This window comes from Pantoea sp. SM3640, assembly GCF_015654165.1.
Taxonomy (GTDB): Bacteria; Pseudomonadota; Gammaproteobacteria; order Enterobacterales; family Enterobacteriaceae; genus Pantoea; species Pantoea vagans.
This window is the reverse complement of record NZ_CP064872.1, coordinates 1,749,150-1,775,749: the sequence shown is the minus strand read 5'-3', so window position 1 is coordinate 1,775,749 and position 26,600 is coordinate 1,749,150. Positions and strand designations below refer to the sequence as shown.

At 54.0% G+C, this 26,600-nt stretch carries 25 protein-coding genes; 13 read left to right on the top strand and 12 right to left on the bottom strand.

Annotation, left to right across the window (positions count from 1 at the left end; all coding sequences use genetic code 11):
* Positions 1-105: 105 nt before the first annotated feature.
* Positions 106-1,725 carry an ABC transporter substrate-binding protein gene (locus IV493_RS08205; protein WP_110330340.1) on the bottom strand — a complete coding sequence of 540 codons (1,620 nt, stop codon included), beginning with the start codon at positions 1,723-1,725 and terminating at the stop codon, positions 106-108.
* Between the two features lie 152 nt (positions 1,726-1,877).
* On the opposite strand from IV493_RS08205, the gene mpaA reads away from it, so the two are divergent.
* On the top strand, positions 1,878-2,585 hold the full coding sequence (gene mpaA, locus IV493_RS08200) for a murein tripeptide amidase MpaA (RefSeq protein WP_033783201.1): 708 nt from the start codon (positions 1,878-1,880) through the stop codon (positions 2,583-2,585).
* Here the strand turns inward: mpaA and ycjG are convergent.
* On the bottom strand, positions 2,560-3,543 hold the full coding sequence (gene ycjG, locus IV493_RS08195) for an L-Ala-D/L-Glu epimerase (protein ID WP_195858053.1): 984 nt from the start codon (positions 3,541-3,543) through the stop codon (positions 2,560-2,562). The genes mpaA and ycjG overlap by 26 nt on opposite strands.
* Before the next feature lie 146 nt (positions 3,544-3,689).
* On the opposite strand from ycjG, the gene tpx reads away from it, so the two are divergent.
* Positions 3,690-4,193: a thiol peroxidase gene (tpx, locus tag IV493_RS08190; protein ID WP_013357974.1), complete on the top strand. Its 504-nt coding sequence runs from the start codon at positions 3,690-3,692 to the stop codon at positions 4,191-4,193.
* Positions 4,194-4,242: 49 nt separating this feature from the next.
* On the opposite strand, the gene tyrR is transcribed toward tpx, so the two are convergent.
* Positions 4,243-5,808, bottom strand: coding sequence for a transcriptional regulator TyrR (gene tyrR / locus IV493_RS08185; protein ID WP_013357975.1), 1,566 nt, complete (start codon positions 5,806-5,808; stop codon positions 4,243-4,245).
* 229 nt (positions 5,809-6,037) lie between these two features.
* On the opposite strand from tyrR, the gene IV493_RS08180 reads away from it, so the two are divergent.
* The 3 genes from IV493_RS08180 to IV493_RS08170 are packed head-to-tail and all read left to right on the top strand — an operon-like array spanning position 6,038 to position 8,813.
* Positions 6,038-6,394, top strand: coding sequence for a GtrA family protein (locus tag IV493_RS08180; RefSeq protein ID WP_195858052.1), 357 nt, complete (start codon positions 6,038-6,040; stop codon positions 6,392-6,394).
* Positions 6,394-7,344 (top strand): glycosyltransferase family 2 protein, encoded by a 951-nt coding sequence (locus IV493_RS08175; protein ID WP_147789177.1) that lies wholly within the window; start codon positions 6,394-6,396, stop codon positions 7,342-7,344. The genes IV493_RS08180 and IV493_RS08175 overlap by 1 nt, the downstream gene beginning before the upstream one ends.
* A 47-nt stretch (positions 7,345-7,391) precedes the next feature.
* Positions 7,392-8,813 carry a hypothetical protein gene (locus tag IV493_RS08170; RefSeq protein ID WP_230299993.1) on the top strand — a complete coding sequence of 474 codons (1,422 nt, stop codon included), beginning with the start codon at positions 7,392-7,394 and terminating at the stop codon, positions 8,811-8,813.
* Between the two features lie 39 nt (positions 8,814-8,852).
* Here IV493_RS08170 and IV493_RS08165 read toward each other — a convergent pair whose 3' ends face one another.
* Genes IV493_RS08165 through pspA form a run of 6 tightly spaced genes read right to left on the bottom strand, consistent with a single transcriptional unit; the run spans position 8,853 to position 12,867 of the window.
* Complete coding sequence (locus IV493_RS08165; RefSeq protein ID WP_195858051.1) at positions 8,853-9,914, bottom strand: YcjF family protein; 1,062 nt, start codon at positions 9,912-9,914, stop codon at positions 8,853-8,855.
* Positions 9,911-11,308: a YcjX family protein gene (locus IV493_RS08160; RefSeq protein ID WP_195858050.1), complete on the bottom strand. Its 1,398-nt coding sequence runs from the start codon at positions 11,306-11,308 to the stop codon at positions 9,911-9,913. Before IV493_RS08160 ends, IV493_RS08165 begins: the two co-directional genes overlap by 4 nt.
* A complete protein-coding gene (pspD, locus tag IV493_RS08155) occupies positions 11,289-11,537 on the bottom strand; it encodes a phage shock protein PspD (protein ID WP_003853796.1) in 249 nt (82 codons plus the stop codon). The genes IV493_RS08160 and pspD overlap by 20 nt, the downstream gene beginning before the upstream one ends.
* A gap of 54 nt (positions 11,538-11,591) precedes the next feature.
* Complete coding sequence (pspC, locus tag IV493_RS08150) at positions 11,592-11,942, bottom strand: envelope stress response membrane protein PspC (protein WP_013357981.1); 351 nt, start codon at positions 11,940-11,942, stop codon at positions 11,592-11,594.
* A complete protein-coding gene (gene pspB / locus IV493_RS08145; RefSeq protein WP_013357982.1) occupies positions 11,939-12,166 on the bottom strand; it encodes an envelope stress response membrane protein PspB in 228 nt (75 codons plus the stop codon). The genes pspC and pspB overlap by 4 nt, the downstream gene beginning before the upstream one ends.
* 35 nt (positions 12,167-12,201) lie before the next feature.
* Positions 12,202-12,867, bottom strand: coding sequence for a phage shock protein PspA (gene pspA, locus IV493_RS08140; protein WP_013357983.1), 666 nt, complete (start codon positions 12,865-12,867; stop codon positions 12,202-12,204).
* Positions 12,868-13,032: 165 nt separating this feature from the next.
* Here pspA and pspF point away from each other — a divergent pair, with 165 nt between their 5' ends.
* Positions 13,033-14,034, top strand: a complete 1,002-nt coding sequence (pspF, locus tag IV493_RS08135) for a phage shock protein operon transcriptional activator (RefSeq protein WP_195858049.1) — start codon at positions 13,033-13,035, stop codon at positions 14,032-14,034.
* A gap of 138 nt (positions 14,035-14,172) precedes the next feature.
* On the opposite strand, the gene IV493_RS08130 is transcribed toward pspF, so the two are convergent.
* Positions 14,173-15,408 carry an MFS transporter gene (locus IV493_RS08130; protein WP_013357985.1) on the bottom strand — a complete coding sequence of 412 codons (1,236 nt, stop codon included), beginning with the start codon at positions 15,406-15,408 and terminating at the stop codon, positions 14,173-14,175.
* 162 nt (positions 15,409-15,570) lie between these two features.
* Here IV493_RS08130 and IV493_RS08125 point away from each other — a divergent pair, with 162 nt between their 5' ends.
* The 3 genes from IV493_RS08125 to sapB all read left to right on the top strand — a co-directional run bounded on the left by IV493_RS08125 (position 15,571) and on the right by sapB (position 18,503).
* Positions 15,571-15,762, top strand: coding sequence for a hypothetical protein (locus tag IV493_RS08125; RefSeq protein WP_033783215.1), 192 nt, complete (start codon positions 15,571-15,573; stop codon positions 15,760-15,762).
* 152 nt (positions 15,763-15,914) lie between these two features.
* Positions 15,915-17,537 carry an ABC transporter substrate-binding protein SapA gene (gene sapA / locus IV493_RS08120; protein ID WP_195858048.1) on the top strand — a complete coding sequence of 541 codons (1,623 nt, stop codon included), beginning with the start codon at positions 15,915-15,917 and terminating at the stop codon, positions 17,535-17,537.
* The gene (sapB, locus tag IV493_RS08115; RefSeq protein WP_033783219.1) at positions 17,538-18,503 is read left to right on the top strand and encodes a putrescine export ABC transporter permease SapB; all 966 of its coding nucleotides are present in this window, start codon (positions 17,538-17,540) and stop codon (positions 18,501-18,503) included.
* Positions 18,504-19,448: 945 nt separating this feature from the next.
* On the opposite strand, the gene IV493_RS08110 is transcribed toward sapB, so the two are convergent.
* Together IV493_RS08110 and IV493_RS08105 are read right to left on the bottom strand one after the other, a co-directional pair.
* Positions 19,449-21,014, bottom strand: coding sequence for a diguanylate cyclase domain-containing protein (locus IV493_RS08110; protein WP_370584670.1), 1,566 nt, complete (start codon positions 21,012-21,014; stop codon positions 19,449-19,451).
* A gap of 616 nt (positions 21,015-21,630) precedes the next feature.
* A complete protein-coding gene (locus tag IV493_RS08105; RefSeq protein ID WP_135908619.1) occupies positions 21,631-21,810 on the bottom strand; it encodes a general stress protein in 180 nt (59 codons plus the stop codon).
* A gap of 1,113 nt (positions 21,811-22,923) precedes the next feature.
* Here IV493_RS08105 and sapC point away from each other — a divergent pair.
* The 4 genes from sapC to fabI all read left to right on the top strand — a co-directional run bounded on the left by sapC (position 22,924) and on the right by fabI (position 26,545).
* Positions 22,924-23,814 (top strand): putrescine export ABC transporter permease SapC, encoded by an 891-nt coding sequence (gene sapC / locus IV493_RS08100; protein ID WP_195858046.1) that lies wholly within the window; start codon positions 22,924-22,926, stop codon positions 23,812-23,814.
* Entirely contained in the window at positions 23,815-24,810 is a 996-nt protein-coding gene (gene sapD / locus IV493_RS08095; protein ID WP_013357992.1) for a putrescine export ABC transporter ATP-binding protein SapD, read from the top strand. It abuts the gene before it with no gap.
* A 1-nt stretch (position 24,811) separates the two neighbouring features.
* Positions 24,812-25,615, top strand: a complete 804-nt coding sequence (gene sapF, locus IV493_RS08090; RefSeq protein WP_013357993.1) for a putrescine export ABC transporter ATP-binding protein SapF — start codon at positions 24,812-24,814, stop codon at positions 25,613-25,615.
* Between the two features lie 141 nt (positions 25,616-25,756).
* Positions 25,757-26,545, top strand: coding sequence for an enoyl-ACP reductase FabI (gene fabI, locus IV493_RS08085; RefSeq protein WP_010244547.1), 789 nt, complete (start codon positions 25,757-25,759; stop codon positions 26,543-26,545).
* The last annotated feature ends 55 nt before the right edge of the window (positions 26,546-26,600 follow it).

Sequence of the window (26,600 nt, the reverse complement as noted above, 5' to 3'; positions counted from 1 at the left end):
TACTAAAATCAATACGATACAGTCTAGCGTGACGGCGTTGGGTTGCAATCTCCGGGCTGTGTAGAAAGATGTCAGCCGATGGCCGGAAAACCGGCCATGACAGGCTTAGTGCTTTTCAATCCAGAGTTCACGACTGTAGGCGACGTCTTCAGGATTGGTGATGGGATAGCCTTTGACCCAGGGTTTAATGAGGCGGCCATTGGTGTACTGATAGATAGGGGCAATGGGTGTCTGTTCAGCCAGGATCTGCTCCGCCCGGTTGTAGTCGCTGTTGCGCGCCTGGTCATTGGTCTCTTTGCTGGCTTTGGCGATGACCGCATCATAATCCGCGTTGCTGAAACGCGAAATATTACTGCTGTTGCCTGAGGTCAGCAGATTCAGGAAGGTAGAGGGCTCATTGTAGTCACCCACCCACGAAGCACGGATTACATCAAAGTTCCCGCTATTACGGCTGTCGATATAGGTTTTCCACTCCTGATTCTCCAGCGTGACATCCACCCCGAGGTTCTTTTTCCACATTGAGGCCACAGCAATTGCAATCTTCTGATGGCTTTCAGAGGTGTTGTAGAGCAACTTGAGTTTCAATGGCTTGCCAGGACCATATCCGGCTGATGTCAGCAGTGCTTTCGCCTGCGCGTTCAGGGTGTTCTGATCGTGCTGCTGCATAAAAGTGGGCAAGGGCTTAAAGCCTGCTGTCACATCTGGCGTAAAGTGCCACGCCGGCTTCTCACCGGTGCCCAGCACTTTTTCAGCAATGACTTTGCGGTCAATAGACCATGACAGCGCTTTACGAACCCGCACATCGGCAGTCGGCCCCTTCTGCGTATTAAAGGCATAATAATAGGTGCCTAACTGGTCAGGTGTGTAGACCTCTCCCGGCAACGTTTTTTTCAGCATCGCATACATATTCTTAGGGAAGGATTCGGTGATATCGACATCATTCGCGCGATAGCGCTTGGTGGCGCTCGACTCTTCATTGATCGGGACAAAGGTCACTTTTGTCAGCACCGAATGTGCATCATCCCAGTAGTCCGGATTACGGATCAGGACGATTTTTTCATTTACCACCCGCTCGCTGAGCTGATAGGCACCGTTGCCCACCAGTTTGCCGGGGGACGTCCAGCTGTCGCCCTCCTGCGCAATCGTCTTCTGAGGAACCGGGAAGAGCGCCACGTTAGCCACCAGCGCCGGGAACCACGGCACAGGACGATCCAGCGTCACTTTCAGCTGCGTTTTACCCTGAGCGATCACACCCAGCTTATCGGGCGTCATTTCGCCTTTGGTAATCGCTGCCGCATTTTCAATGCCGCTTAAGCCCGCGAACCAGGCAAAGGGTGAACTGTTTTTTGGATCGACCAGGCGCTGCCAGCTGTAGACAAAATCCTGCGCAGTCACCGGATCGCCGTTTGACCAGCGCGCGTTATTGCGCAGGGTGAAGACCCAGGTTTTATTGTCGTTACTGCTCCAGCTCTGTGCCACGCCCGGCACAATCTTGCCCTGTGCATCCTGATTGGTCAGGCCTTCAAACAGATCGCGAATCACCTGAATTTCCGGCAGTCCGACTGCTTTAAGCGGATCAAGTGAAGCGGGTTCATCTTTAATGTGGCGAACGATCTGCTGCTGTTCAGCCAGCTGTGCGCCAGCGGGTGGATTCGCCGCGATAGCGGGTGTGATAACACTGCTCAGACTGATTGCTGCCAGCGTCATGCGAAAGGTCTTAACCATCATCACTCCTTTACCCCAAAGAAGTGCTGCATCAGTCTGTTGCTGATACAGCTTGTGCAGGGCACTTTAGCGCAAATGGCTGACAGATAAATAGCTATTTTCCGCGCACGGCTTTTCCGCTACTTTGAGTAAAACCCTTTGAGGAAATGAGTATGTCACCACTCCATCCGCGACCCCTGCGGGGCAAACTTGACGTTCCCTATCAGCAGTATGGCCGCTCTGTGCTGGGCGCACCGCTGCTGTGGTTTCCGGCTCCGCTCGGCGATCCCGACAGCGGTCTGATCCTGGCCGGCACCCATGGTGATGAGAATGCGGCCATCGCGACGCTCTCCGCCGCATTACGCACGCTGCCCGACGGCATGCGTCGGCACCATGTGGTATTAGCGGTGAATCCGGATGGCTGTCAGCTTGGGCTGCGCGCTAACGCAAATGGCGTCGATCTCAACCGTAACTTCCCGGCAGCAAACTGGCAGTCAGGCGAGACGGTGTATCGCTGGAACAGCGCGGCCGATGCGCGTGATGTGGCGCTCTCAACCGGCACGCATCCGGGCTCTGAACCGGAAACCCAGGCGCTCTGTGCCCTGATTCATCAGCTTAAGCCGCGCTGGATCGTCTCATGGCATGAACCGCTGGGCTGCATTGACGATCCGCATCAGGTGGAGATTGGCGGCTGGCTGGCCAGCCACACCGGCCTTCCCCGCGTCAGCAGCGTCGGCTATGACACGCCAGGCTCATTCGGCAGCTGGTGTCACGATCTCAGTCTGCCCTGCGTCACCGCTGAAATGCCGGTGATTTCCGTGGATGAAGCCACAGAGACTTACCTTGAGATGATGGTCAACCTGCTGCGCTGGCAGCAATAATCAGCTGACCGTTGCGCACGTTGATCGCCGGTTCTGCATCGACCGCCAGCCAGGTTGGCCCGTCGAGATCGGCGAAGCGGGTCTGCGGCACCAGCGGCAGCGCAGCGCGTATCGCCCGCGAGGTACAAAGCATGCAGCCCAGCATCACCGTAAAACCCTGCTGCTGAGCCGCATCGGCCAGCGCCAGCGCCTCGGTCAGCCCGCCCGTTTTATCCAGCTTAATGTTGACCATCTCATAGCGGCCTCGTAGTGCCACCAGGCTTTCGCGGGTATGACAGCTCTCATCCGCGCAGATCGGTAACGGATGGATAAAGTTCTCCAGTGCCGCATCCTCATCCGCGGGCAGAGGCTGCTCGAGCATCGCCACATTGATATCGGCCAGCAGCTGACAGCGTGCCGCCAGGCCTTCGGCGTGCCATGACTCATTCGCATCCACAATCAGCGTCGCGTCCGGCACGGCGGCGCGGATCGCCATCAGCCGTTCGGTGATGAAATTATCGTCCAGTTTAACCTTCAGCAGCGTTGCACCATGCTGCCACAGCGCCAGTGCGCTGCTGGCCATCGCCTCCGGAGTATCGATACTGACGGTCTGTGCGGTGACCACATTCTCAGGCGCGCTAACGCCGCTAAGCTGCCAGAGGCTGCTCTGCTGCTGATGTGCGGCTAAATCCCACAGGGCGCTGTCAATCGCGTTGCGTGCAGCACCAGCAGGCAGCGCCTGTTGCAGCGCTTCGCGCGTCATGCCCTGTTGCAGCGCGGGCAGCAGCGTGGCGATTTGCGCCAGCACCGAGGCTTCGCTTTCACCGTAGCGCGCATAAGGCGTCGCTTCTCCGACGCCTTTGACGCCGTCTTCCTCAATTTCAACCACCACCACTTTGACTTCGGTTCGCGTTCCACGGGCTATGACAAACGGCGTATGCAATGGCCAGGCTTCGGGATAACTTTTTACCGTTCTCATTTCCACTCCACAATGCAGGATGCAGTGGCAGACCGCCACGTTAAATTCAACAATTGAACTCGTAAACCCTTAACATTTATGTCATAAACAACGGCTATCTTTAGCCGTTTTGTGTTGGATATTTTTTCTCATCAAAAGGAATCACTATGTCTCAGACTGTTCATTTTCAGGGTAACGCCGTACCGGTTGCTGGTCAGTTTCCTCAGGCTGGCGATAAAGCCAAAGCTTTCACGCTGGTCGCTAAAAACCTGGTCAACGTTGCGCTCTCTGAGTATGCAGGAAAACGCAAAATTCTGAACATTTTCCCGAGTGTTGATACCGGCGTCTGTGCTTCATCAGTGCGCAAATTCAATCAGGCCGCGAGCGAACTGAATAATACGGTGGTGCTGTGTATTTCTGCGGATTTGCCGTTTGCCCAGTCACGTTTCTGTGGCGCAGAAAACCTGAGCAACGTAGTCACCCTGTCGACGCTGCGCGGCTCAGAGTTTAAATATGATTATGGCGTGGAAATTGCCGATGGTGCGCTGGAAGGTCTGACTGCTCGTGCGGTGATCGTGCTGGATGAGAACGATAAAGTGATCTACAGCCAGCTGGTGGATGAAATCACCACTGAGCCTGACTACGACGCTGCACTGGCCGCGCTGAAGTAATAAAAAAAGCGGATAACCCGGTTATCCGCTTTCACCTTTTGTTTGCCGCTTATTCGCTTTCGTTGCGCTTCTGCCCCAGACCATATTCCCGCAGCTTATTGGCAATCGCGGTGTGCGACACCCCCAGCCGTTTTGCCAGCTTTCGGGTGCTGGGATAAGAGAGATAGAGCCGCGTCAGAATCGAGCGTTCGAAACGGCTGGTGATCTGATCCAGTGTGCCTTCCAGGGCTTCATCGCCGAGTGACACATCCAGCGCCTGTTCAGGCAACACGATATCCTGCGGACGCAGTTCGTATCCTTCCAGCTGAGTTAACGCCCTGTACAGCGCGTTTTTCAACTGACGCACGTTGCCAGGCCAGGCATAGCGGGTCAGAAACGCGTTGAGCTGTGGCGAGAGACGCGGACGCGCCATCCCCTGCTCATCCGCAAAGCGGGCCACAAACATCTCGGTCAGCGGCAGAATGTCCTGTGGACGGTCGCGCAACGGTGGCAGTTGCAGCGTCAGCACATTGAGACGGTAGAAGAGATCCTCGCGGAACTCCCCGCGCTGCACCAGTTCAATCAGGTTCTTCTGCGTGGCGCAGATCACGCGCACATTGACATGCACTTCATGCTCTTCACCGACGCGACGGAAAGTACCGTCATTCAGAAAACGCAGCAGCTTGGTCTGCATTCTTGGCGACATCTCGCCAATCTCATCCAGCAGAACCGATCCGCCATTGGCCTGCTCGAAAAAGCCTTTCTTGCCTTCCAGCGCATTCGGATAAGCGCCGGCAGCATGTCCAAACAGCTCGCTTTCCGCCACGTCGTCGGGCAAAGAGGCACAGTTCAGCGCCAGGAAAGGATTTTTCCCACGGGCACTGCGCAAATGGCAGGCACGTGCCAGCATATCTTTCCCGGTGCCGGTGTCGCCAACAATCAGCAGCGGCGCATCGAGCATTGCCAGTTTGCGCGCCTGATCGACGACCTGACGCATCTTCGGCGTGACGGCAATGATATGGTCAAACTCCGATTCGTCGGTGACCACCAGATTCTGCAACTGGCGGCCCATGCGGGCTGTCGACTTCAGCATTACCATCGCCCCAACCGGCCTGTCACTCTGGCCCTCTTCACCCGGCAGATAGATAGGACGCGCTTCCATCAGAAAATCACGCCCCTCAATAACGACATGCTGGGCCTGCGCCTCAACCCGATCGCTCTCCAGCCAGCGCTGGAAATTAAAGCCATTAATCAGATGACCGGCGCTAAAGTTGCGCATCTTCTCTTCATCGAGATTAAACAGGTTCTGAGCGGCCGGATTGGCCAGCTCAACCTTGCTTTTCAGGTCAATGGAGAAAACCGGATCCGGCATCGCCACCAGCAGCGCACTCAGCGCGCGATGCTCCCGTTCAGAGGGCATGTACGTCACCGTGCGCACATCTGTTACGCCGGGTGTACGGCGGATTTCCGCCATCAGATTACTGAAAGCGTCAAATTCCAGTGCAGAAAAGTTCAGGTAGATGCGGCCCAGCGCCGTAATTTCGATACCGCGTAAATCAATGTTGCGTGCCACCAGCAGGTCAAGCAGTTCACGCGTCAGACCGATACGGTCCTGACAGAACACTTCCAGACGCATTGCGTTCGCCTTAATCAGGTTCAGATAAAACAATAATACGCTATGTGGCGCACCTGCAGAAAGGTATCTGTCAGGAAATGTTGACAGTTACCGCGCATATGGTGGACTTTTGTACGGACCTGCTGTCGACTGTCATTGCCGGTTGAATGTCAGTCTTTGTCAGCACCGGACTGTTGATTGCGGGCTGATTACGGTATATTTTTCACAACTGATTAGAATTGATTATAAAATGCTGACTTTCTTCGCAAAATATCTGACTGTGGGTATGGTTAATACCCTGATTCACTGGGTGACCTTTTTCATCGCCCTGAGCCTGGGTCTCATGCAGTCGACCGCTAACCTGATTGCTTTTTGCATGGCTGTCACCTTCTCTTTCTTTGTGAATGCGCGCTGGACCTTTAAAAAGCAGGCGACCGCGTGGCGTTATATTCTTTACGTCGTTTTTATGGGTGCGATGGCATTCAGCGTGGGTTATCTGGCTGATCGGTTGGGCCTCTATCCGATTATTACCCTTGTCACCTCATCAGCTATCAGCCTGGTGTGTGGCTTTCTTTTTTCCCGCTTTATCGTCTTCAAGGGAGAATAATGAAAATCTCTTTGGTGGTGCCGGTATTTAATGAAGAGGAGGTTATCCCTCTTTTTTATGATGCGGTCAGAAAATATGAAGCGCTGGCAGAGTGGCAGGTTGAGATTGTTTTTATCGATGATGGCAGCACAGACGCAACCTATAAACTGATATCCCAGCTGAGCCAGCGCGATCCGCTGGTGCGCAGTCTGTCGTTTATTCGTAATTTCGGCAAGGAACCGGCGCTGTTTGCCGGCCTGGAAGCCGCCACCGGCGATGCCGTGATCCCGATTGATGTGGATTTGCAGGATCCGATCACGATTATTCCCGACATGATCCGTAAATGGCAGGCAGGCGCTGATGTCGTGTTAGCCAGGCGGATTGACAGGCGTGCCGATGGCCACCTCAAACGTAAAACAGCGCACTGGTTTTATAAACTGCACAACAGCATCAGCGATCCGCAGATAGAGGAGAACGTCGGTGATTTCCGGCTGATGTCGCGTGAAGTGGTTGAGAACATTAAGCTGCTGCCCGAGAAGAATCTCTTTATGAAGGGCATTCTGAGCTGGGTCGGCGGACAGACGGACATCGTGGAATATGTGCGCACTGAGCGGATCGCAGGCCGCAGTAAATTCGGCGGCTGGAAGCTATGGAATCTTGCGCTGGAGGGACTGACCTCATTCTCTACCGTTCCGCTACGCATCTGGTCATATCTGGGCTTTCTGGTGGCCTCGCTGGCCTTCCTGTATGGACTCTGGATGATCGTGGATAAACTGCTGTTTGGTAATCCGGTGCCGGGTTACCCCTCTATTCTGGTTTCGGTGCTGTTTCTCGGTGGGGTGCAGCTTATTGGCATTGGCGTGTTGGGTGAATATATTGGCCGCATCTATATAGAAACCAAAAACCGGCCTCGCTATATTTTGCGAAAATCCGCGACGACCAGACTAAACCCGCCTCAGAAGACGGATTAAACTGCCCGTTGAGACGCAGAGAAGATGACCAGATTAAAAAAGGATGAATGATGTTCGCCACTGATATCGGACTGACACGTCGTAAGGTTTTTTTACTTATTGCGGTAGTTTTTCTGATTGCTTACAGCCCTGCTTATTTAACCCAGTACGCCTATACCGATGACTGGACGAATCTCTACTGGGCTAACTTTGACAGGCTGAGTATTTTAAACTGGGACACGTTATCCGGCAGGCCGGTTTATGGGATTATTCAGTACAGCGCCTCTTTTCTGGTGGAGAGCGTAGAAAAGCTGGCACTGCTGCGTTCAGTTGCGATTGTTCTGCTCATTTTAACCGGATATTACATCTATACCCTGTGTCAGAAAGAGGGGCTGCTGGAGAATCAGGCTCAGCGAATTACTTTTGCATTGTTGCTTTGTCTGCTCCCTTCATTTCAGGTTTACGTTGCATGGGCATCCTGTTTCCCCTATATCGCTGCGATTTTACTGGCGGGTGCCAGCTACCGTTTGTCGATTAAACCGGGCATCCCCGCCCGCCTGTTAGCATTCTGCCTGCTGACCATCGCATTCTGTCTTTATCAACCGGCTGCGATGAGCTTTACCTTCTTTGCTGCGCTGCACCTCTGCTTTTCCGCGCGGAAAATTGATAAGAAACAGGCGTTCATCTCACTGATAGTGCTGGGTGCAGGCATGTTTGCAGCGCTAATCGCCTCGAAGGTGCTGCCCGTCCAGCTTTATGGTCATACGCTGCCACGCTCAGCATTCAGCTACGACATCCTGGTTAAGCTGAAATGGTTTTTTACGGAATACCTGAAGAACGTGATCTGCAATTTTGACCTTGGCGCAAAAACGGTATCGGTGATCATCTCTTCGATCATTATTGGTTTTGGCCTGAAGAAAATTAAAGCCGCGGGCAACGATAAATTTTATCTGATGTTTGTCTTACTGCTGATTGCCGCATTGCCTAATCTGATTGTCAGCGAAAGCATGGCCGCTTACCGGACATTGATTGCCGGTGCGCTGATAACCACCAGCGCATTTATTCTCGGCCTGTTTGAAATCAGCAAGAAGTTAAAATGGAAAAAGCCATTCTATGCGCTGCTGGTGATAGTTTCTGGCTCGCTGACGATAAGCCATCTGATCAACGGTTATTCAGTTCCGGCTCGCAAAGAGTTTGCCCTGCTCGATCAGGCGATCATTCAGCAGGTTCCGAAGGAATTTAAAGGGGCGCTCTATTATCGTCTGACCGGCGAGTACCTGCCGAAGGTTGCGACGTTACGAAAATATGATGATTTCGGTGGGCTTGGGCTAAGCATGTCATGGACATTCGCCGGAATGGCGCATTTTATCCGGGAGAAAAACGGAATGGCCTTTACGCTGCCAGCGAATCCGGTGATCACCGATGAAGCGGCGTGTCCGGGTAAATGCCTGATTATTGATTCGAGGCAGGTCCTGCGCCAGCCACACTAAAAAAAGGCGGCCAGGCCGCCTTTATCATCCAACAGAGATTCAGGCTGACTTATTGCCGCCCTTCTGCAGCGCCTCTTTCATCTGCCCCAGCAGTTCACGACGAAAGTCGCCGAGCCTTGGCTTATCCTGCTCCAGCCAGGGCAACGGACGGCAAAGCTCCATCGCTTTAATACCCAGTCTGGCGGTTAATAAACCTGCACCAATACCCTGCGCGGCCCGCGTGGAAAGCCGGGCGGCGATATCCTGCGACATCCAGTCCATACCCACTTCCCGCACCAGTTCAGACGCCCCGGCAAAGGCCATATTAAGCAGCACCAGACGGAATAGCCGGATGCGGCTGAAGTAGCCCAGCTCGATGCCATAGATTGCCGCGATACGGTTGACCAGCCGCAGATTACGCCAGGCGATAAACGCCATATCCACCAGCGCCAGCGGGCTGACCGCAATCATCAATGTGGCTTCCGCTGCATGACGGCTGATCTCGCGTCGCGCCTGCCGATCCAGCACTGGCTGCACCAGTTGGGCATATAAGCGAACGATTTCACTGTCATTGTGGGTTTCATGCAGCGAGGCATGCCAGCGCTGCAGGGCCGGATGCGCCTGATCCAGCTCCGCCTGCTGCGCCAGCTTTTCGCAGAATGCGCGGCCTTTGCCGATGCCATGACTGTGCAGCAGCTCGCGGCCCACATCCCGCTCTTCCGCGCGCTGACGCAACTGATAGAGGCGACGCCACTCGGTGGTCAGCGCGCCCACGCCCGCCAGCACAATCAGGCCACCTGCCACGCCGCTGCCCAGCGAAAACCAGTCGCGGGCCAGCCAGGCATCGTGCGTCCACTGTACACCCTGTGCAATCACGCTGACGCCAAACAGCAGCGCGCCTGCCGTCACCATTTTGCGCCACAGACTGCGCTTTGGCTTCAGCGCGGCTTCCACCGCCCGTTCACCTGCGCCCTCCTCTTCGACGGCGGCATCCTCATCCTGCACCGCCAGAAATGCAGCCTGCGCTTCGGCTTCAAAGGTCTGCGCCGGGCGCAGCGGCGTCGTGTTGCTCTCATCCAGCGGACGGGCAAAATCGATACGCGGCTTCAGCGGATCGCTCATCGCAATTTATCTCCCAATAAAAATTCCAGCGCGGCATCCATGCGGATATGCGGCAGCGGACGATCAACGTCGAGCTGCTGCGGCCGGAACTGTTCAAACTGAAAGCCCTGCTGCTGCCAGAAGGCATTACCGGGCAGGCGCGGCGGCACTTCGCCGGGATAGACGGTGAGCGGCTCGCCATCGATCAGACGATGACCGCGCAGGGCCGGGATTTTCTCGCCACGGTGATCGACCAGCCCGCTCTGCGTCGCCTGCACCGACGCCAGCCCGATGCAGTCCATACTAATGCCTTCAAACGCCGCGTTTTGCCAGGCATCCTGCACCAGTTGCTGCAGCAGGGAGACCATGTTGCCATGCTGATCGCTGGTAATGTGGTCCGCCTTGGTAGCGGCAAACAGTAATTTGTCGATCACCGGTGAGAACAGCCTGCGGAACAGAGTGCGCTGACCGTAATGAAAACTCTGCATCAGTTGCGTAAGTGCCAGCCGCATATCGTTAAACGCCTGGGGACCGCTATTCAGCGGCTGCAGGCAGTCAACCAGCACAATCTGGCGATCAAACCGCAGGAAGTGATTCTTATAGAAGCCTTTCACCACATGCTGGCAATAGTAGTTAAAACGCTGCTGCAGCATGCTGAAGTTACTGCCCTTGTCCGCCTGCGCCAGCTTAGTCAGTTGCGCCTCATCAGACGTCGGCCAGGGGAAGAACTGCAGTGCGGGCGCGCCTGCCATATCACCGGGCAGCACGAAGCGGCCGGGCTGAATAAAGTGTAAGCCTTCCGTTTTACAGCGATGCAGGTAGTCGGTCCAGGCGGCAGCAATTTCCGCCAGCTGGGTTTCATCGGCGGGGGCAAGCGGGTCGAGTTTTTCGCAGAGTGCGCGCCACGGCTTAGCCCACTCAGCGCGATCGCCCTGCAGCAGACCGTTCATCTGTCGGGACCAGGCGAGGTAGTCCTGCGCCAGCATCGGCAGATCAAGCAGCCATTCGCCAGGATAGTCGACAATCTCAAGATAGAGCGTCGCCGTCTCTTTCAGGTGGCGCAACAGGGAATCATTGGGCCGGTAGCGCAGCGCCAGACGCATTTCGCTGACGCCGCGGGTTGGCGTGGGCCAGGCAGGCGGCGTGCTGTAGAGCTGAGCCAGGCCTTCGTCGTAGGTAAAACGCGCCGTGCCCATGTCACGCTGTGGCACCCGTTTTACTCCCAACAGGCGTTCATCCCGCACAACGGAAAACAGCGGCAAACGTGCGCCGCTGTGAACCGTTAAAAGCTGATTAACCAGTGAGGTTATAAAGGCGGTTTTACCGCTGCGGCTTAAGCCGGTTACCGCCAGCCGCAGGTGGCGATCGACGCCACGGTTCATCAACGCCACTAATTCAGTTTGCAGTCTTTTCATCGTTCTCCCTGATGAAGCGCGAAGCCACCCGGTTCATTACGCGTTTCAGCAGTGGCTCCAGTGCCACAGCCAGCAACAGACGTAACGGGCGTCGCGCTACCGATTTCACCGCCCAGCCAGTGACACCAGCGGGACCGTAGGTAACAGCATTGATAATGATGAATTTAGCCGCCGACTTCAATGCAGGTGCCGCGCGGTGACGAAAAGCAGTGGATCGCGAAAAAGACATTAAACCTCCATTGAGCCAGCGTTCGGGCCTGAAACAGGCCCGGCAATAGCAGAATTAAATCTGGCGGAAGCGGCTGCGCACGCTGAAGGTTTCAGACGTAACATAGCGCTCCAGGTCGCGCACGTTGCGCTCATCCCGTTGCAGGGTGCTCTCCAGCTGATCCAGCAACTCGCTGGCGGTTGGCTGGCGTTCGCCGTCACTGGCGTTGGCAGGCTTCTCATCCAGCACAAAACCCAGCACGAAATAGGCGATCACCGTAAAGACAAACAGTCCAAAGAACAGCGATAACACCACAATAACCCGCAGCAGGCGAACCGGGATGTCGAGATACTCCGCCAGACCCGCGCAGACGCCCATCAGCTTGCCTTCATCAGGCTTGCGCCATAACTTACGACCTTTCATCATGGCTGCCTCCAGTTGGGATGCTCAGCGTCCAGAATCGCTTCCAGAGCATCAATACGTTCACGCATCCGCTGCGCATCCTGCGTGACGCGCTGCAGCCGCTGGATTTCGCTTTGCGACAGTTCCGAACCGCCGTTGCGTTTGTTGCTGTAATGCAGCCATAACCAGATCGGTGCAACAAACAGCACGAAGATTGTTAGCGGTATGGCGAGAAAAAGTGCGCTCATTGACTCTCCTTAATCACTTATCGCAACGTCGATGATTACTCACTGCGGTTCATTTTGGCTTTCAGCGCATTAAGCTGCTGGCTGATTTCATCATCCGCTTTTAGGTCAGTAAACTGCTGGTCCAGGGTTTTCGGTTTACCAAAACCGTGGCTTTCAGCTTCCGCTTCCATATGGTCAATGCGACGTTCAAAAGATTCAAACCGGGCCATCGCTTCGTCGATTTTGCCGCTGTCGAGCTGACGACGCACATCGCGTGATGAAGAAGCCGCCTGATGACGCAGGGTTAACGCCTGCTGACGGGCACGTGTTTCGGTCAGTTTTTTCTCCAGCTCGCTGATTTCGCCTTTCATGCGTTCCAGCGTCTCTTCAACCTGGCCCACTTCCTGTTTCAGGGAGGCGATCAGGTCGGTGAGTTTCTGTTTTTCAATCAGCGCCGAACGCGCCAGATCATCTTTGTCTTTGCGCAGCGCCAGCTCCGCTTTTTCCTGCCAGTCAGCCTGCTGCAGCTCGGCCTGCTCAATACGGCGTGACAGCTGTTTCTTTTCAGCCAGCGACCGCGCGGAGGTAGAGCGTACTTCAACTAAGGTGTCTTCCATTTCCTGAATCATCAGGCGGACCAGTTTTTGTGGATCTTCTGCGCGCTCCAGCAGGGAATTAATGTTGGCATTTACGATGTCAGCGAAACGAGAAAAAATACCCATGATGATGTTCCTCTTTTTAATGTCTTAAAACGTGATGTCCTGCCTGATTAATACAATATGCGTGCCAACTTTATATCTTTTTGATTTAAATCACATTTTAAATTTTACAGGCTTTTCGTCATGTTTTAAGATAGTCAAAATGATTAAGGGGTAGCGAAATTCATCATGACAGGCACGAATGATAATCTGCTGGGTGAGTCTAATAATTTTCTGGAGGTACTGGAGCAGGTTTCAAAACTGGCTCCCCTTGAGAAACCGGTGATGGTGATTGGCGAACGCGGCACGGGTAAAGAGCTGATCGCGAGCCGGCTACACTATCTCTCTGACCGCTGGCAGGGACCGTTTATTTCGCTGAACTGCGCCGCGCTGAATGAAAATCTGCTCGACTCTGAGCTGTTTGGTCATGAAGCCGGCGCCTTTACCGGCGCACAGAAGCGCCATCTGGGACGTTTTGAGCGTGCTGACGGCGGTACGCTGTTTCTGGATGAGCTGGCAACCGCACCGATGCTGGTGCAGGAAAAACTGCTCAGGGTAATTGAGTACGGGCAGCTCGAGCGCGTGGGCGGCAATCATGCCCTGCAGGTTAACGTACGGCTGGTCTGCGCCACCAACGAAGATTTGCCCGCCCTGGCAGCGGCAGGCAAATTCCGCGCCGATTTGCTGGATCGTCTTGCCTTTGATGTGGTGCAGTTGCCGCCACTGCGCGAACGCCGCAGTGATATTCTGGTGATGGCCGAGCATTTTGCGATTCAGATGTGCCGCGAGCTTGGCCTGTTGCTGTTTCCCGGCTTTACCGCTAAAGCGCAGCAAGCCCTGCTTGATTATCACTGGCCCGGCAATGTTCGCGAGCTAAAAAACGTGGTTGAGCGCTCCGTCTATCGTCACAACAGCAGCGAGCTGCCGCTGGATAATGTCATTATTAATCCGTTCGCTTCACGCTCTGAACCGGTTGTGCTCCCGCGCTCCAGTCAGGAGACAGAGAGCAGCGGCCTGCCTGCCCTGCCGCTGGATCTGCGTCAATGGCAGAACCAGCAGGAGCGGGAGCTGGTCGATGCCAGCCTGCACCAGGCTCGTTACAACCAGCGCCGCGCCGCCGGATTATTAGGCGTTACTTACCATCAGCTGCGCGCGATGATGAAAAAGCACGATATAAAAGCGGAAATTTGATTCGCCCCCGCCGATGAATGCTCACCCTGCCTCATGAAGAATTATCTCAACGAGGCAGGCGATTGTTGGCAAGGTTTCTTACCTTCCAGAGAAATGAAAAGCTGATTCCCTGCCGCTTTGTCATGAATAAAATTGCTATCACGTGTTGTACGGCTTAGTTCCCATTCGTTCAGGTTGCCTGAGGGCGGGAACCCATCCGACGGCAGCGGTAACAATGACAATCGCCAGTGCTGACATCAGTAAGACACGCTCTATGCCATATTGTGCCGCCAGCGGCCCCGCAACCAGTTGTCCAAAGGGAATGGCAATAAAAGAGCCCATCGCATCGTAAGCGTACACGCGTGCCAGTTTATCCGCCGGAATGTGAGTCTGTAATGAATGCGCCCAGGTTACGCCGAATAGGCCTAATGAAACGCCAGCAATTAAGAAACCCACAATCAGCCCTGCTGCTGGCATATTCTGGCTCAGCATAAATATTGGGAGTGCGCATAGACCCGCCAGCATCGCGCCAATCAAGAGATCGCGACGAGGATGCCATTTCATAGCCAGAAATGAACCCGCAATTAAACCCACGCTATGTGCAGCCACAATAATTCCCCACTGCGCCCGCCCGAAAGAGGCGTCGGCAATCATCGGGCCATAGACCTCCACAATCCCATTGAACGCGACGTTGATAATGGCGAACTGAAGGACTATCGACCAAATCCAGCTTCGCCCGGCAAACTCTACCCAGCCTTCTTTGATATCGCTCAGGATATTGCCTTGCGTCGTCCCGGCATTATTCGGGTTGACGCGCATAAGAAAATAAAGCGGCGCGGAAGCCGCAAAGCCCAGCGCATCAATCGCCAGTCCCCAGCCCGGCCCGACAGCGCTGGTGATCACGCCTCCCATCGACGCCCCCATCACGGTGCCACCATAAACACCGAGCTGAATTAATGCATTAGCCTGACGCAGGTGCTTTGCAGGCACGACCTGCGGAACCAACGCAGACGAAGCAGGCAAAGCAATCCCCGCTGCCGCGCCATTCAGAGCACCCAGCAAGGTGAGGCTCAGTACCGTGGCTGAACCATCAAGCACAGACCACGCAACGATAGCCTGAGAAACAGCGGCAACCAGCGCCGATACAACTAACACCCGACTGCGTGAATAGCGGTCAGCAACGACACCCCCCACCAGCAGAAACAGCACGTTGAACAGGGAACGGGATGCAACCACTACGCCTAAATCTGAGGCAGAGCCGCCAATATCCAGCACCGCAAAAGCCAGCGCAATGGGTGCGATTCCATTGCCCAGTACGGTGAACAGACGTCCTAAAAAGAGATAACGAAAGGATGCATAATGGAAAACCTGAGCATTTTTCTGGAATTTATTCATTGTCAGGAGTTGGTTGAGCTGAAGTTGTGCATATAGTAACTGCGTTTCTGTAATAGTTAAGTCCGGTTTTATGCAGGTCTCCCGCACGTTATTGCGAGGCTTTACAGATAGCACCGTCTTTTACTCTCTTTTCCAGAGACGTGCATTCCACGCAAAATCGCAATGAATTCAGCTGCTCACTCAAAGGCGATCCTGCCCTTCAGACCTGACCGTTCAACTGCAAAAGCCAAAAAAAAGCCCGCCATTAAGGCGGGCAACAATACTGGAAGCAATGTGAGCAATGTCGTGCTCTTCTTCGGCAGAGCCACCGTCGAAGTGCAGGTGAATAATAATCATTCTTATTATCATCTGTAAAGCAGTTATTGAGAACTTTTCTCATCACCACATCATTTGTGCGCTCATTTTAAGTTGCGATGACGAAAATCAGGCTGGCAGTGGTTGCAGGTTTTGGGACTATGCCTGCTTTGCGATACACTCTGGTTAATGCCTCAAAATCGTTGAGTTCTATGTCAAAACTACTATGTTCGCTGTTGCTCAGTCTCAGCGCGTTGAGTTCGCCTGCGTGGTCAGCGCCTGCGGGTGATATCCGCCAGACCGGCTTTGTCTATTGCGTCAGCGGCACGCTGAACACGTTTAATCCGCAGATGGCCAGCAGCGGGCTGACTGTCGATACGCTGGCGGCACAGTTATATGACCGCTTGCTGGATGTCGATCCCTATACCTATCGTCTCAAGCCCGATCTGGCGTCGAGCTGGGAAGTACGCGATAACGGCGCGACGTATCGCTTTCATCTGCGCAGCGGCGTCCAGTTCCAGCAGACTAACCAGTTTCGCCCTACCCGCGCACTAAACGCCGACGATGTGGTATTCAGCTTCGCAAGGATGTTTGACCGTCATCATCCCTGGCATAACGTCAACGGCGGTAACTACCCCTACTTTGATAGTCTGCAATTTGCCGATTCCGTCCAGGGTGTTAAAAAGATTGACAACAGGACGGTTGAGTTCAGGCTGAACAGCCCGGACGCCTCGTTCCTGTGGCATATGGCGACCCACTATGCGCCGGTACTGTCGAAAGAGTATGCCGACCAGCTCACCGCTCAGGGCCGTCAGGAAGAGATGGATCGTCAGCCGGTGGGCACCGGTCCTTATCAGCTCAGCGAATATCGCACCGGTCAGTACATCCGTCTGGCGCGCAATCCACACTACTGGCGTGGGGTGCCGCGTCTGCAACAGGCGGTGATCGATCTTGGTTCCGGCGGAACCGGTCGCCTTTCCAAACTATTGACCGGTGAATGCGACGTACTGGCCTACCCCGCGGCAAGCCAGCTCAGCATACTGCGTGATGACCCGCGCCTGCGGATGACACTGCGTCCCGGTATGAACATTGCTTATCTGGCTTTTAATACCCGTAAGCCTCCACTCGACCGGCCTGAAGTCCGGCATGCGCTGGCGCTGGCCATCAACAATGAGCGGTTGATGGAGTCGATCTACTACGGCACTGCCGAAACGGCCGCTTCGATATTACCGCGCGCGTCCTGGGCTTATGACAATGATTCGCGCATTACCGGCTACGATCCTGAGAAGTCACGCGCCGCGCTTGCCGCACTCGGCATCAGCGATCTGCATCTGCGGCTGGTTGTGCCTGCCGCCTCGCAGTCGTGGAATCCCAGCCCACTGAAAACCGCCGAACTGTTACAGGCGGATCTGGCGCAGGTTGGTGTCCGGCTGACCATTGTGCCGGTCGAGGGCCGTTTTCAGGAGGCGCAGCTGATGGCGATGAACCATGATCTGACGTTGTCAGGCTGGGCCACCGACAGTAACGATCCGGACAGCTTCTTCCGCCCGCTGCTCAGCTGTGCGGCGATTCGCTCGCAGACCAATTACGCGCACTGGTGCTCTCCGGCCTTTGACGAAACGCTGCAGAATGCTCTGCTATCACAACAACTCTCTGGTCGCATCGACAGTTATGACAAAGCGCAGCAGATTCTGGCACAGGAGTTACCGGTGTTACCGCTGGCCTCCTCTCTGCGACTGCAGGCATTTCGTCATGACATCAAAGGGCTGGTACTGAGTCCGTTTGGCAACGCCTCGTTTGCCGGGGTTTATCGTGAAGCTGATGAGGGTAAGTAAGTGATTATCTATATTTTGCGCCGCCTGCTGCTGCTGCTCATTACCCTGTTCCTGCTGTCGCTGGTCAGCTTCAGCCTGAGTTACTTTACCCCTAACGCCCCGCTGGAAGGCGCTGCGCTTTCCGATGCCTGGTGGTTCTGGTTCAAAGGGATGCTGCAGTTTGATTTCGGCGTCTCCAGCACTAACGGTCAGGAGATTGGGCTGCAGCTGCGTGAGGTTTTCCCTGCCACTATGGAGCTCTGTATCCTGGCGTTTCTGTTTGCGCTGCTGGTAGGTATTCCGCTGGGGATCTGCGCCGGTGTGATGCGCAATAAATGGCAGGATAAAACCATCAGTGCGCTGGCACTGGTCGGCTTCTCTGCGCCCATCTTCTGGCTGGCGCTACTGCTGACGCTGTTCTTTTCGCTGACGCTGGGCTGGCTGCCGGTATCGGGACGTCATGACCTGCTCTATCCGGTGCAGAATATCTCCGGCTTTGCGCTGATTGACGCCTGGCTAAGTCCTTCGCAATGGCGGCATGAGATGATTATCAGCGCCCTGTCCCACCTTATTCTGCCGGTGCTGGTGCTGGCGATGGCCCCGACGACAGAAGTGATCCGCCTGCTGCGCAACAGCACCAGCGACGTGATGGATAAAAACTATGTCAAAGCGGCGGCCACGCGCGGTCTTTCGCGCTTTACAGTGATCCGCCGCCACGTGTTGCACAACGCGCTGCCGCCGGTCATCCCGCGTCTGGGCTTGCAGTTCTCCACCATGCTGACGCTGGCCATGATCACCGAAATGGTCTTTAACTGGCCTGGTCTGGGCCGCTGGCTGATTAACGCGATTCGTCAGCAGGATTATGCCGCGATCTCAGCCGGTGTGATGGTGATTGGCGGGCTGGTGATTCTGGTGAATGTGATTTCTGACGTGATTGGTGCGGCAATGAATCCGCTGAAACACAAGGAATGGTATGCCCTCCGGTAGGGCTTATGCGCCGCGGGAAAGTTATTCAAAACATGCCGGTATGAATTAGGGCCGTTTAAATGACTTTCAACCTGGATGAGGCTATGAAATTATGGATGATGCTGACCTCGCACAGGAACGCGAAGAAGCACATCCTGCCGCCTTTCTGACGGTTCCGTAAAACTTCAACAGCTTATGCGTCTGGTGCAATGATGGGGCCGTGGTGACCGGGACGGCTTTCTGTTTTATTTCAAGGGACACCGTAGGTTTCTGACTATCGCGACCAGACTTTACAAATTCTGGTATAAAGACCACAGGTTATTCATCAGGGAAAAGATTATGAGTCTCAGCAGAGTGTTACTTGTACTGGTTTTTGCAGCATGTATTGCCCTGTTATTCAAGGCGGGCTCATTCAGGGTTACGCATTATCTTGATGACAAAATCGATAATCAGATTACCCGATGGGCTGATGGCAAGTAAGCAATCAGGTTCATTCGGCTAACCTGGTCCGGGCGGGCCTTTTTAAGCTCCTGCCAACATAACGTGCTTACGCTTCGCTATTAAATCTTTTGTCACTATCAATCGCACAGCAACACTGTATGGTGTGCGAATCAGCCTTTGCTGATGCTACGATTTTCCTTTTTTGATGCAATTCATGCCTGCGTAACGCGGGCTTTTTTGTGCCCAAAACCAGCCAGCGCTTACCGACATCTCTTCACAGGAACCAGAGAATCCCCGGGTTAAATCGGTAAAGCTGAAGGGTGACTTAAAGGGTAAGTGTTTTTCGATAGCGTTAACGGAGGGTGAAACAACGTCAGCCTCTGGCACAAACCTGCGTCAGGCCGCCTTCGTCGCCAAAACCCTGGAATGGTCAGCCGATTGATTTATCACCCCAGCCAGGTCATGCGCGGCACCAGGCTCCCAAACGGCCAGAGCTGGACGAACTCATCACATCCTGAATTTCATTTAATTCAGCCCATGGACACGGTTGCGGCCATTGTGTTTTGCTTCATAGAGCGCCTTATCAGCCTGTTGCTTAAGTCTTTTGGCCTCATCTGGCTGGCCGTTTGAAATCAGGCTACTGTATCCGGCGCTAAGGGTCACAATACCTTCAGGAATACCGGAGGTTTCGTGCGGTATTCCGGCAGACATAACTGCGTTTACTGCGCGCTCCGCCACCTTTTTCCCCATGCTTTCTCCACCCGAAGGCAGGATAATGGCAAACTCTTCTCCGCCGTAACGTGCAACCACGGCATCCTGTCGCTGCGTGATTTCTTTCAGAATGGTGCTGACACGCTGCAGACAGGTATCGCCGGCGACATGCCCGTAGGTATCGTTGTAACGCTTGAAAAAGTCGATATCAAACATGATCAGTGCCACGGGTTCACCCGACTTTTGAGAGCGCTTCAGGACCTGATCTAACATCGCATCAAACTGGCGGCGATTAGCCAGTCCGGTTAGCCCGTCAATTAATGCCAGTGACTGCAGCGTATGGTTGATCGTGGTCAGCTCATCCCTGATCTGTGTTAATTCCAGCTGATTTCTGACGTTCTTTTTAACCTGTCTGAGAACAAACATCCCCATCCCGGAAATCATTACAAGCAGAACCACGTTCAGTATGACGTCGATGATATTGGCGGAGAACCAGTCGCTCCGGATCTTATCGAGGTCGTATCCCGCCGTGACAATGAGCGGATACTGCTCAAGGCGGGCGTAGCCATACACCCGCTCTACCCCATCCAGTGCAGAACGCCACGTTGCGCTGCCACTGGCAGAGGTTTTCAGGACAGTTGTAAATAATGGACTCATGGACAGGCTGCGGTTGATGGCAGAATCCGGGAAGGGCCGGATATACAGGACAGAGGTATCAGCAAGAATCAGCCCCAGAACGTCGCGATCACCCAGCGTATAGTAGCTATAGAACTGCCGGAAATAGTCTACTTTGACCGTTGCCAGCGCGACGCCGGCAAAGTTGCCTTTTGAATCATTCAGTCGCAACGATACCGGAATAACAAGGTCACCTGTAGACCTGCTGCGGATAACACGGCCAATCCTTACGCGGGTATCCTCATGGGTACGGTGCCAGATAAAATAGTCCCGATCGGCGTTGCTTCCGTTTGCCGGAACGTAGTTGCCCGATGTGGCAATCCATTTACCCTGTGCGTCATAAATAAACAGCCCATGAAGCTGACGCAGTTTCCCCTGCTGCTCTTTAAGCTGACGAGCGAAGGGGGGCGTGGCCACGTAATCCAGCCCGTTCAGGCTGAGCAGCCTGACGGCATCCGCCAGCGTAATATCCACCTGCAGAAAGGCATCTTCTGCCTGTTTGGCGAGAGAAACAGAGAGGTTACGGGCATCATCTTCACGGACATTCTGATTATGCTGCCACGATCCCCAGAGCGTAAATATGTTAATCACAACAACAGCAAGCACGGTTGCCAAAAGGAAAAAGGCCATCGTGCGGCCAAGAGAATTACGGATACCTGAAGGTACAACACCGCCACAGTTTTTATTCAACACAATGATTTCCATTATATCCTGATACTTAAACATAATTTACGCATGAGATAACCGCAAGCAGACCGGGATGATTCACAATGTTGTTGTGATTTCTGTGAGCGTCCAGCCTGCCGCTGCCAGACAGCATGTTTCCTGATTAAATTGAATCCTTTGATCACCACGATCTTCACGCTGCGGATGCCACGCCGGAAAAATATATCAACCGTTGTCAGCTCTATTCTCTTTATGACCCAAGTATTTTATTTTAAGAGATTGAATCAGGTCTGGCAGGGAGTGAATGACAACGTCCAGACAGTGTTATTTTTGCATAAACGACTGCCGGGCTGAGGTTGCAATATTTTAATGATGTCGCACGGTGAATGGCTGATTAATTTAACACGCTCTCTTTTCAGACCTGCTTCGTTTACCCTGTTATGACAATCCAGCAAGCGAAGGAGAAACATTTTATAATCACTGGGATAGTTAACGCAGGCAAACACATAAATCCCCGCTAATAAACCGTACATTTTCGGCAGGGATTTATTCAGGGCAGATACTTTCATTGTAAAAACCACGTTATTTAATAAATATTTAAACGTGAAAGCCCCGACTGGTTTGCCGGGGCCTGCGGCCTGATCAGAATATCAGATTATTCAGACTTACGTCCGCCGCTGTGGCTATTCTGGCCACCTTTCTTACCGGCTTCTGAAGCTTTTTCACGGTCATTGGCGAAATTACCCCCGCTATGCTGCCCGCCTTTTTTACCTGCTTCAGATGCTTTCTCAGGGTTTTCTGCAAAATTACCTGAACCACCACGATGTTCGGCCATGATATCCTCCTGGATATATTTACTTATAGATGGCAACCGGTATAAATAAGTCATACTGGTCATAGTCATATTGTAATATTTATTCCAGAAGCACCCCTGATGTTTGCAAGCGCACCCGGAAAGACCCGGCGATAAAAACCCGTTAAGCGAAACGCACCGATAAAAAATAAGCCAGACGACAAAGGTGAAGTTTTAAAAAGAAAACATAATTTTAAGGTGACGACATAAAAACACAAGCCATCAATGCTGTTAATAAAATATTACGTTTATATAAAAATCATAAAACATACACTTTGAATATTACCCACCGTTTTATTGTCACTCACATCAAAAACCGCTTAAAAATCGCGGTTTTTCTATTTCATCAGGCGATCGCTACCGTCATCAGGGTTCACACATGAATCGTCTTGCCCGAGTGCTCTGACAGTGGCTGACCGCATTCGATTAACATCGCCGCGTGGCTTATCCCTGTCCGTTTGCATGGCACGCTTTAGCGACGGTAACGGCAAGGTATCCTTAAGACAAGCGACTGAGCTGAGCGAGCAGCTTTTTTCCCATAACGTTACTCTTAATCATTTGGTTCACTCCCCTTTGCCCCTGGACCGGCTGATAGGGTCCAGGAAGTTTTGCTGATTTATGTGAGTCTTAACGTTCTGTCGGCTTTGCCACCCTTTTTTGCAGCCTGTTACGGAACACCCGATGGCCCGGATTGTAATTCTCTGTAACCCAGCGCCGAAATTGCTGAAGCCGTTTCCTTGCCTGTGACGGGGATCTCGACGGATAATCCCCTATAGTCAGCTGAACGGGCTTACCCTACCAGCAATAAAGGTTGAAAATGTCACTTCACCAGTAAGGGAGAGGCTGACATGCAGGCTGGACGTGTTAGGGAATACCTTCGTTTTATCGCGGCGCTTAACGGTGTCTGATATCGATAAGCGACAGGTACATTCTTTCTGCGTATTCGCAAAAGCGTACATAAACCCTGTAAATTAAAGCTGTTCAGAGTTTTTCATGACAAAGCAACATAAAGCAGACCCACGGGGCAAGTAACTAAAATGACTGATTTTTCTGAAGCAATATTGCCCGGCGTTAAGGATAGTAAAGTGAAAACGTATGCCCTCCGATAATATCTACGCCGAAAAACGCCTGCCCAGCGCGTTTCGTCAGAGCTGGCATCATTTCTATGGCAACCCGATTTCAATGGTCGGCCTGTATGGCTTTGGCGCACTGCTGCTGCTCTGCCTGTTTGGCGGTTTCATGGCACCTTATGGTATTGACCAGCAGTTCCTGGGATATCAGCTGCTGCCACCGTCATGGTCGCGCTACGGCGATGTCTCATTTTTCCTCGGCACCGACGATCTGGGGCGGGATGTTCTGAGTCGCCTGCTGAGCGGTGCCGGTCCGACGGTGGGTTCCGCGATTCTGGTGACGCTGTTCGCTACGCTGGGCGCGCTGGTGCTGGGCGTGCTGGCGGGCATGACGCACGGCATTCGCTCGGCGGTGATGAATCACGTGCTGGATACCCTGCTCTCTCTTCCGTCGCTATTGCTGGCGATTATCGTGGTGGCGTTTCTTGGGCCGCGTCTTGAGCATGCGCTGCTGGCGGTCTGGCTGGCGCTGATGCCACGTCTGGTGCGCGAAATTTACAGTGCCGTGCATGATGAGCTGGAAAAAGAGTATGTGGTTGCCGCGCGCCTGGACGGTGCCAGAGGTCGTAATATCCTGCACTACGCCATCCTGCCCAATATTCTGCCGCTGCTGATTACCGAAATTACCCGCGCGCTGTCGATGGCGATTCTGGATATTGCCGCACTCGGTTTTCTTGACCTGGGCGCGCAACTGCCTTCACCGGAATGGGGCGCGATGCTGGGCGATTCGCTGGAGCTGATCTACGTTGCGCCCTGGACCGTGATGCTGCCCGGGGTGGCGCTGATGGTCAGCGTACTCATTGTTAACCTGCTCGGTGACGGCATCCGTCGCGCCGTCGAAGCGGGAGTGGAATAAATGCCGTTACTTGATATCCGTAATCTGACCATTGAATTTATGACCGCTGACGGGCCGGTCAAAGCGGTCGATCGCGTCAATCTGACGCTGGGCGAAGGTGAAGTCCGGGGGCTGGTCGGTGAATCCGGCTCCGGTAAAAGTCTGGTCGCCAAGGCTATCTGCGGCGTGACCAACGATAACTGGCGTGTGACGGCCGATCGCATGGTGTTTGATGATGTGGACCTGCTGCGCCTCTCCCCGCGCGAGCGCCGTCGCATTATCGGGCATAACGTCTCGATGATTTTTCAGGAGCCGCAATCCTGTCTGGATCCCTCCGAGAGCATTGGCCGTCAGCTGATGCAGGTGATCCCGCGCTGGACGTATAAAGGCCCCTGGCTTAAACGCTTCTGGTTCTGGCGCAAAACCCGCGCTATCGAACTGCTGCATCGCGTCGGCATTAAAGATCATAAAGACATCATGCGCAGCTTCCCCTATGAGCTGACCGAAGGCGAATGCCAGAAAGTGATGATTGCCATTGCGCTGGCTAACCAGCCGCGTTTGCTGATTGCCGATGAACCCACCAATGCGATGGAACCGACAACGCAGGCGCAGATATTCCGCCTGCTGAGCCGCCTGAACCAGAATAACAACACCACTATTCTGCTGATCAGCCACGACCTGCGCACCATGAGCCAGTGGGCGGACCGTATTAACGTGATGTACTGCGGTCAGACGGTGGAAACCGCTCAGAGCGAAGATTTAATGAGCACGCCACATCATCCTTATACGCAGGCGCTGATTCGGGCGATGCCCGATTTTGGCCGCGCGCTGCCGCACAAAAGCCGTCTCAATACGCTGTCAGGGGCGATCCCATCACTGGAGAGCCTGCCGATAGGCTGCCGCCTGGGGCCTCGCTGTCCTTACGCGCAGCGTAAATGTGTCGAAACGCCGCGCCTCACCGGCAGTAAAACACATCTCTTTGCCTGTCATTTCCCGCTGAATATGGAGGGCCAGTAATATGGAGACCCTGCTGGAAGTGCGCAACCTGAGCAAAACTTTTCGCTATCGCACCGGCCTGTTCCGCCGTCAGCACGTTGAGGCAGTAAAGTCTGTCAGCTTTACCCTGCGCGAAAAACAGACGCTGGCGATTATCGGTGAAAACGGTTCCGGCAAGTCCACGCTGGCGAAGATGCTCAGCGGCATGATCGCCCCCACCGAAGGTGAGATTCTGATTGACGACCACCCGCTGACCTTTGGCGATTACGGCTATCGCAGTCAGCGCATCCGCATGATTTTTCAGGATCCCTCAACCTCACTGAATCCGCGTCAGCGCATCAGTCAGATTCTGGAATTTCCGCTGCGACTTAATACCGAACTGGATGCAGAAGCGCGCGAGAAACGCATTATCGCCACCCTGCGTCAGGTAGGATTACTGCGCGATCACGCCGGATATTACCCACACATGCTGGCACCCGGTCAGAAACAGCGTCTGGGTCTGGCGCGCGCGTTGATCCTGCAACCCAAAGTGATTGTGGCCGATGAAGCGCTGGCCTCACTGGATATGACCATGCGCTCCCAGCTGGTAAATCTGATGCTGGAGCTGCAGGAGAAACACGGAATCGCCTACATTTATGTCACCCAGCATCTGGGCATGATGAAGCACATCAGCGATAAAGTGCTGGTGATGCATCAGGGCGAAGTAGTTGAGCGTGGCGGCACGGCTGACGTGCTCGCCTCCCCCCTGCACGATCTGACCCGGCGCCTGATCAGCAGCCATTTTGGCGAAGCACTCAGTGCCGAAGCCTGGCGGCGCGAGCGCTGATTTTTGCTGCATATCGCGGAAATTGCGGGCCGATTTACCTGATTTATGAGAGACGTGCTAGAATCCGCACGTCGATTAACGTCGGTCGCTTACTTTTTAACCATGCGGCCGCCAACTACAATGACCATAAGGATTACAGCTATGGGTTTTCTTTCCGGTAAGCGCATTCTGATTACTGGCGTTGCCAGTAAACTTTCCATCGCCTACGGTATTGCACAGGCGATGCACAAACAGGGCGCAGAACTGGCTTTCACCTACCAGAACGACAAGTTAAAAGGTCGTGTGGAAGAGTTTGCTAAAGATTTGGGTTCAGACATCGTGCTGCCATGTGATGTAGCCGAAGATGAGAGCATCAAATCTCTGTTCACTGAACTGGCAAAAACCTGGCCGAAATTTGACGGTTTCGTTCACTCTATCGGTTTCGCCCCTGGCGAGCAGCTGGTTGGCGACTACGTGAACGCCGTTACCCGCGAAGGCTTTAAAATCGCGCATGACATCAGTGCTTACAGCTTCGTCGCGATGGCCAAAGAGTGTCGCGAGATGCTGAATCCACACTCTGCGCTGCTGACCCTCTCTTACCTGGGTGCTGAGCGCGCGATCCCGAACTACAACGTAATGGGTCTGGCGAAAGCGTCGCTGGAAGCGAACGTGCGTTACATGGCGAACGCCATGGGCCCGGAAGGTGTGCGTGTTAACGCCGTTTCTGCCGGTCCAATCCGCACCCTGGCTGCATCAGGCATCAAAGATTTCCGTAAGATGCTGGCACATTGCGAAGCGGTTACCCCGATTCGCCGTACCGTAACCATTGAAGATGTCGGCAACTCAGCAGCATTCCTCTGCTCTGACCTGGCTGGCGGCATCACCGGTGAAGTGGTACACGTTGATGGCGGCTTCAGCATCGCCGCAATGAACGAACTGGAACTGAAATAAGTTCTGCAAGGGCGAGCCTGGCTCGCCCTTCTCTTTACGCCCATCCTGCCCTTCC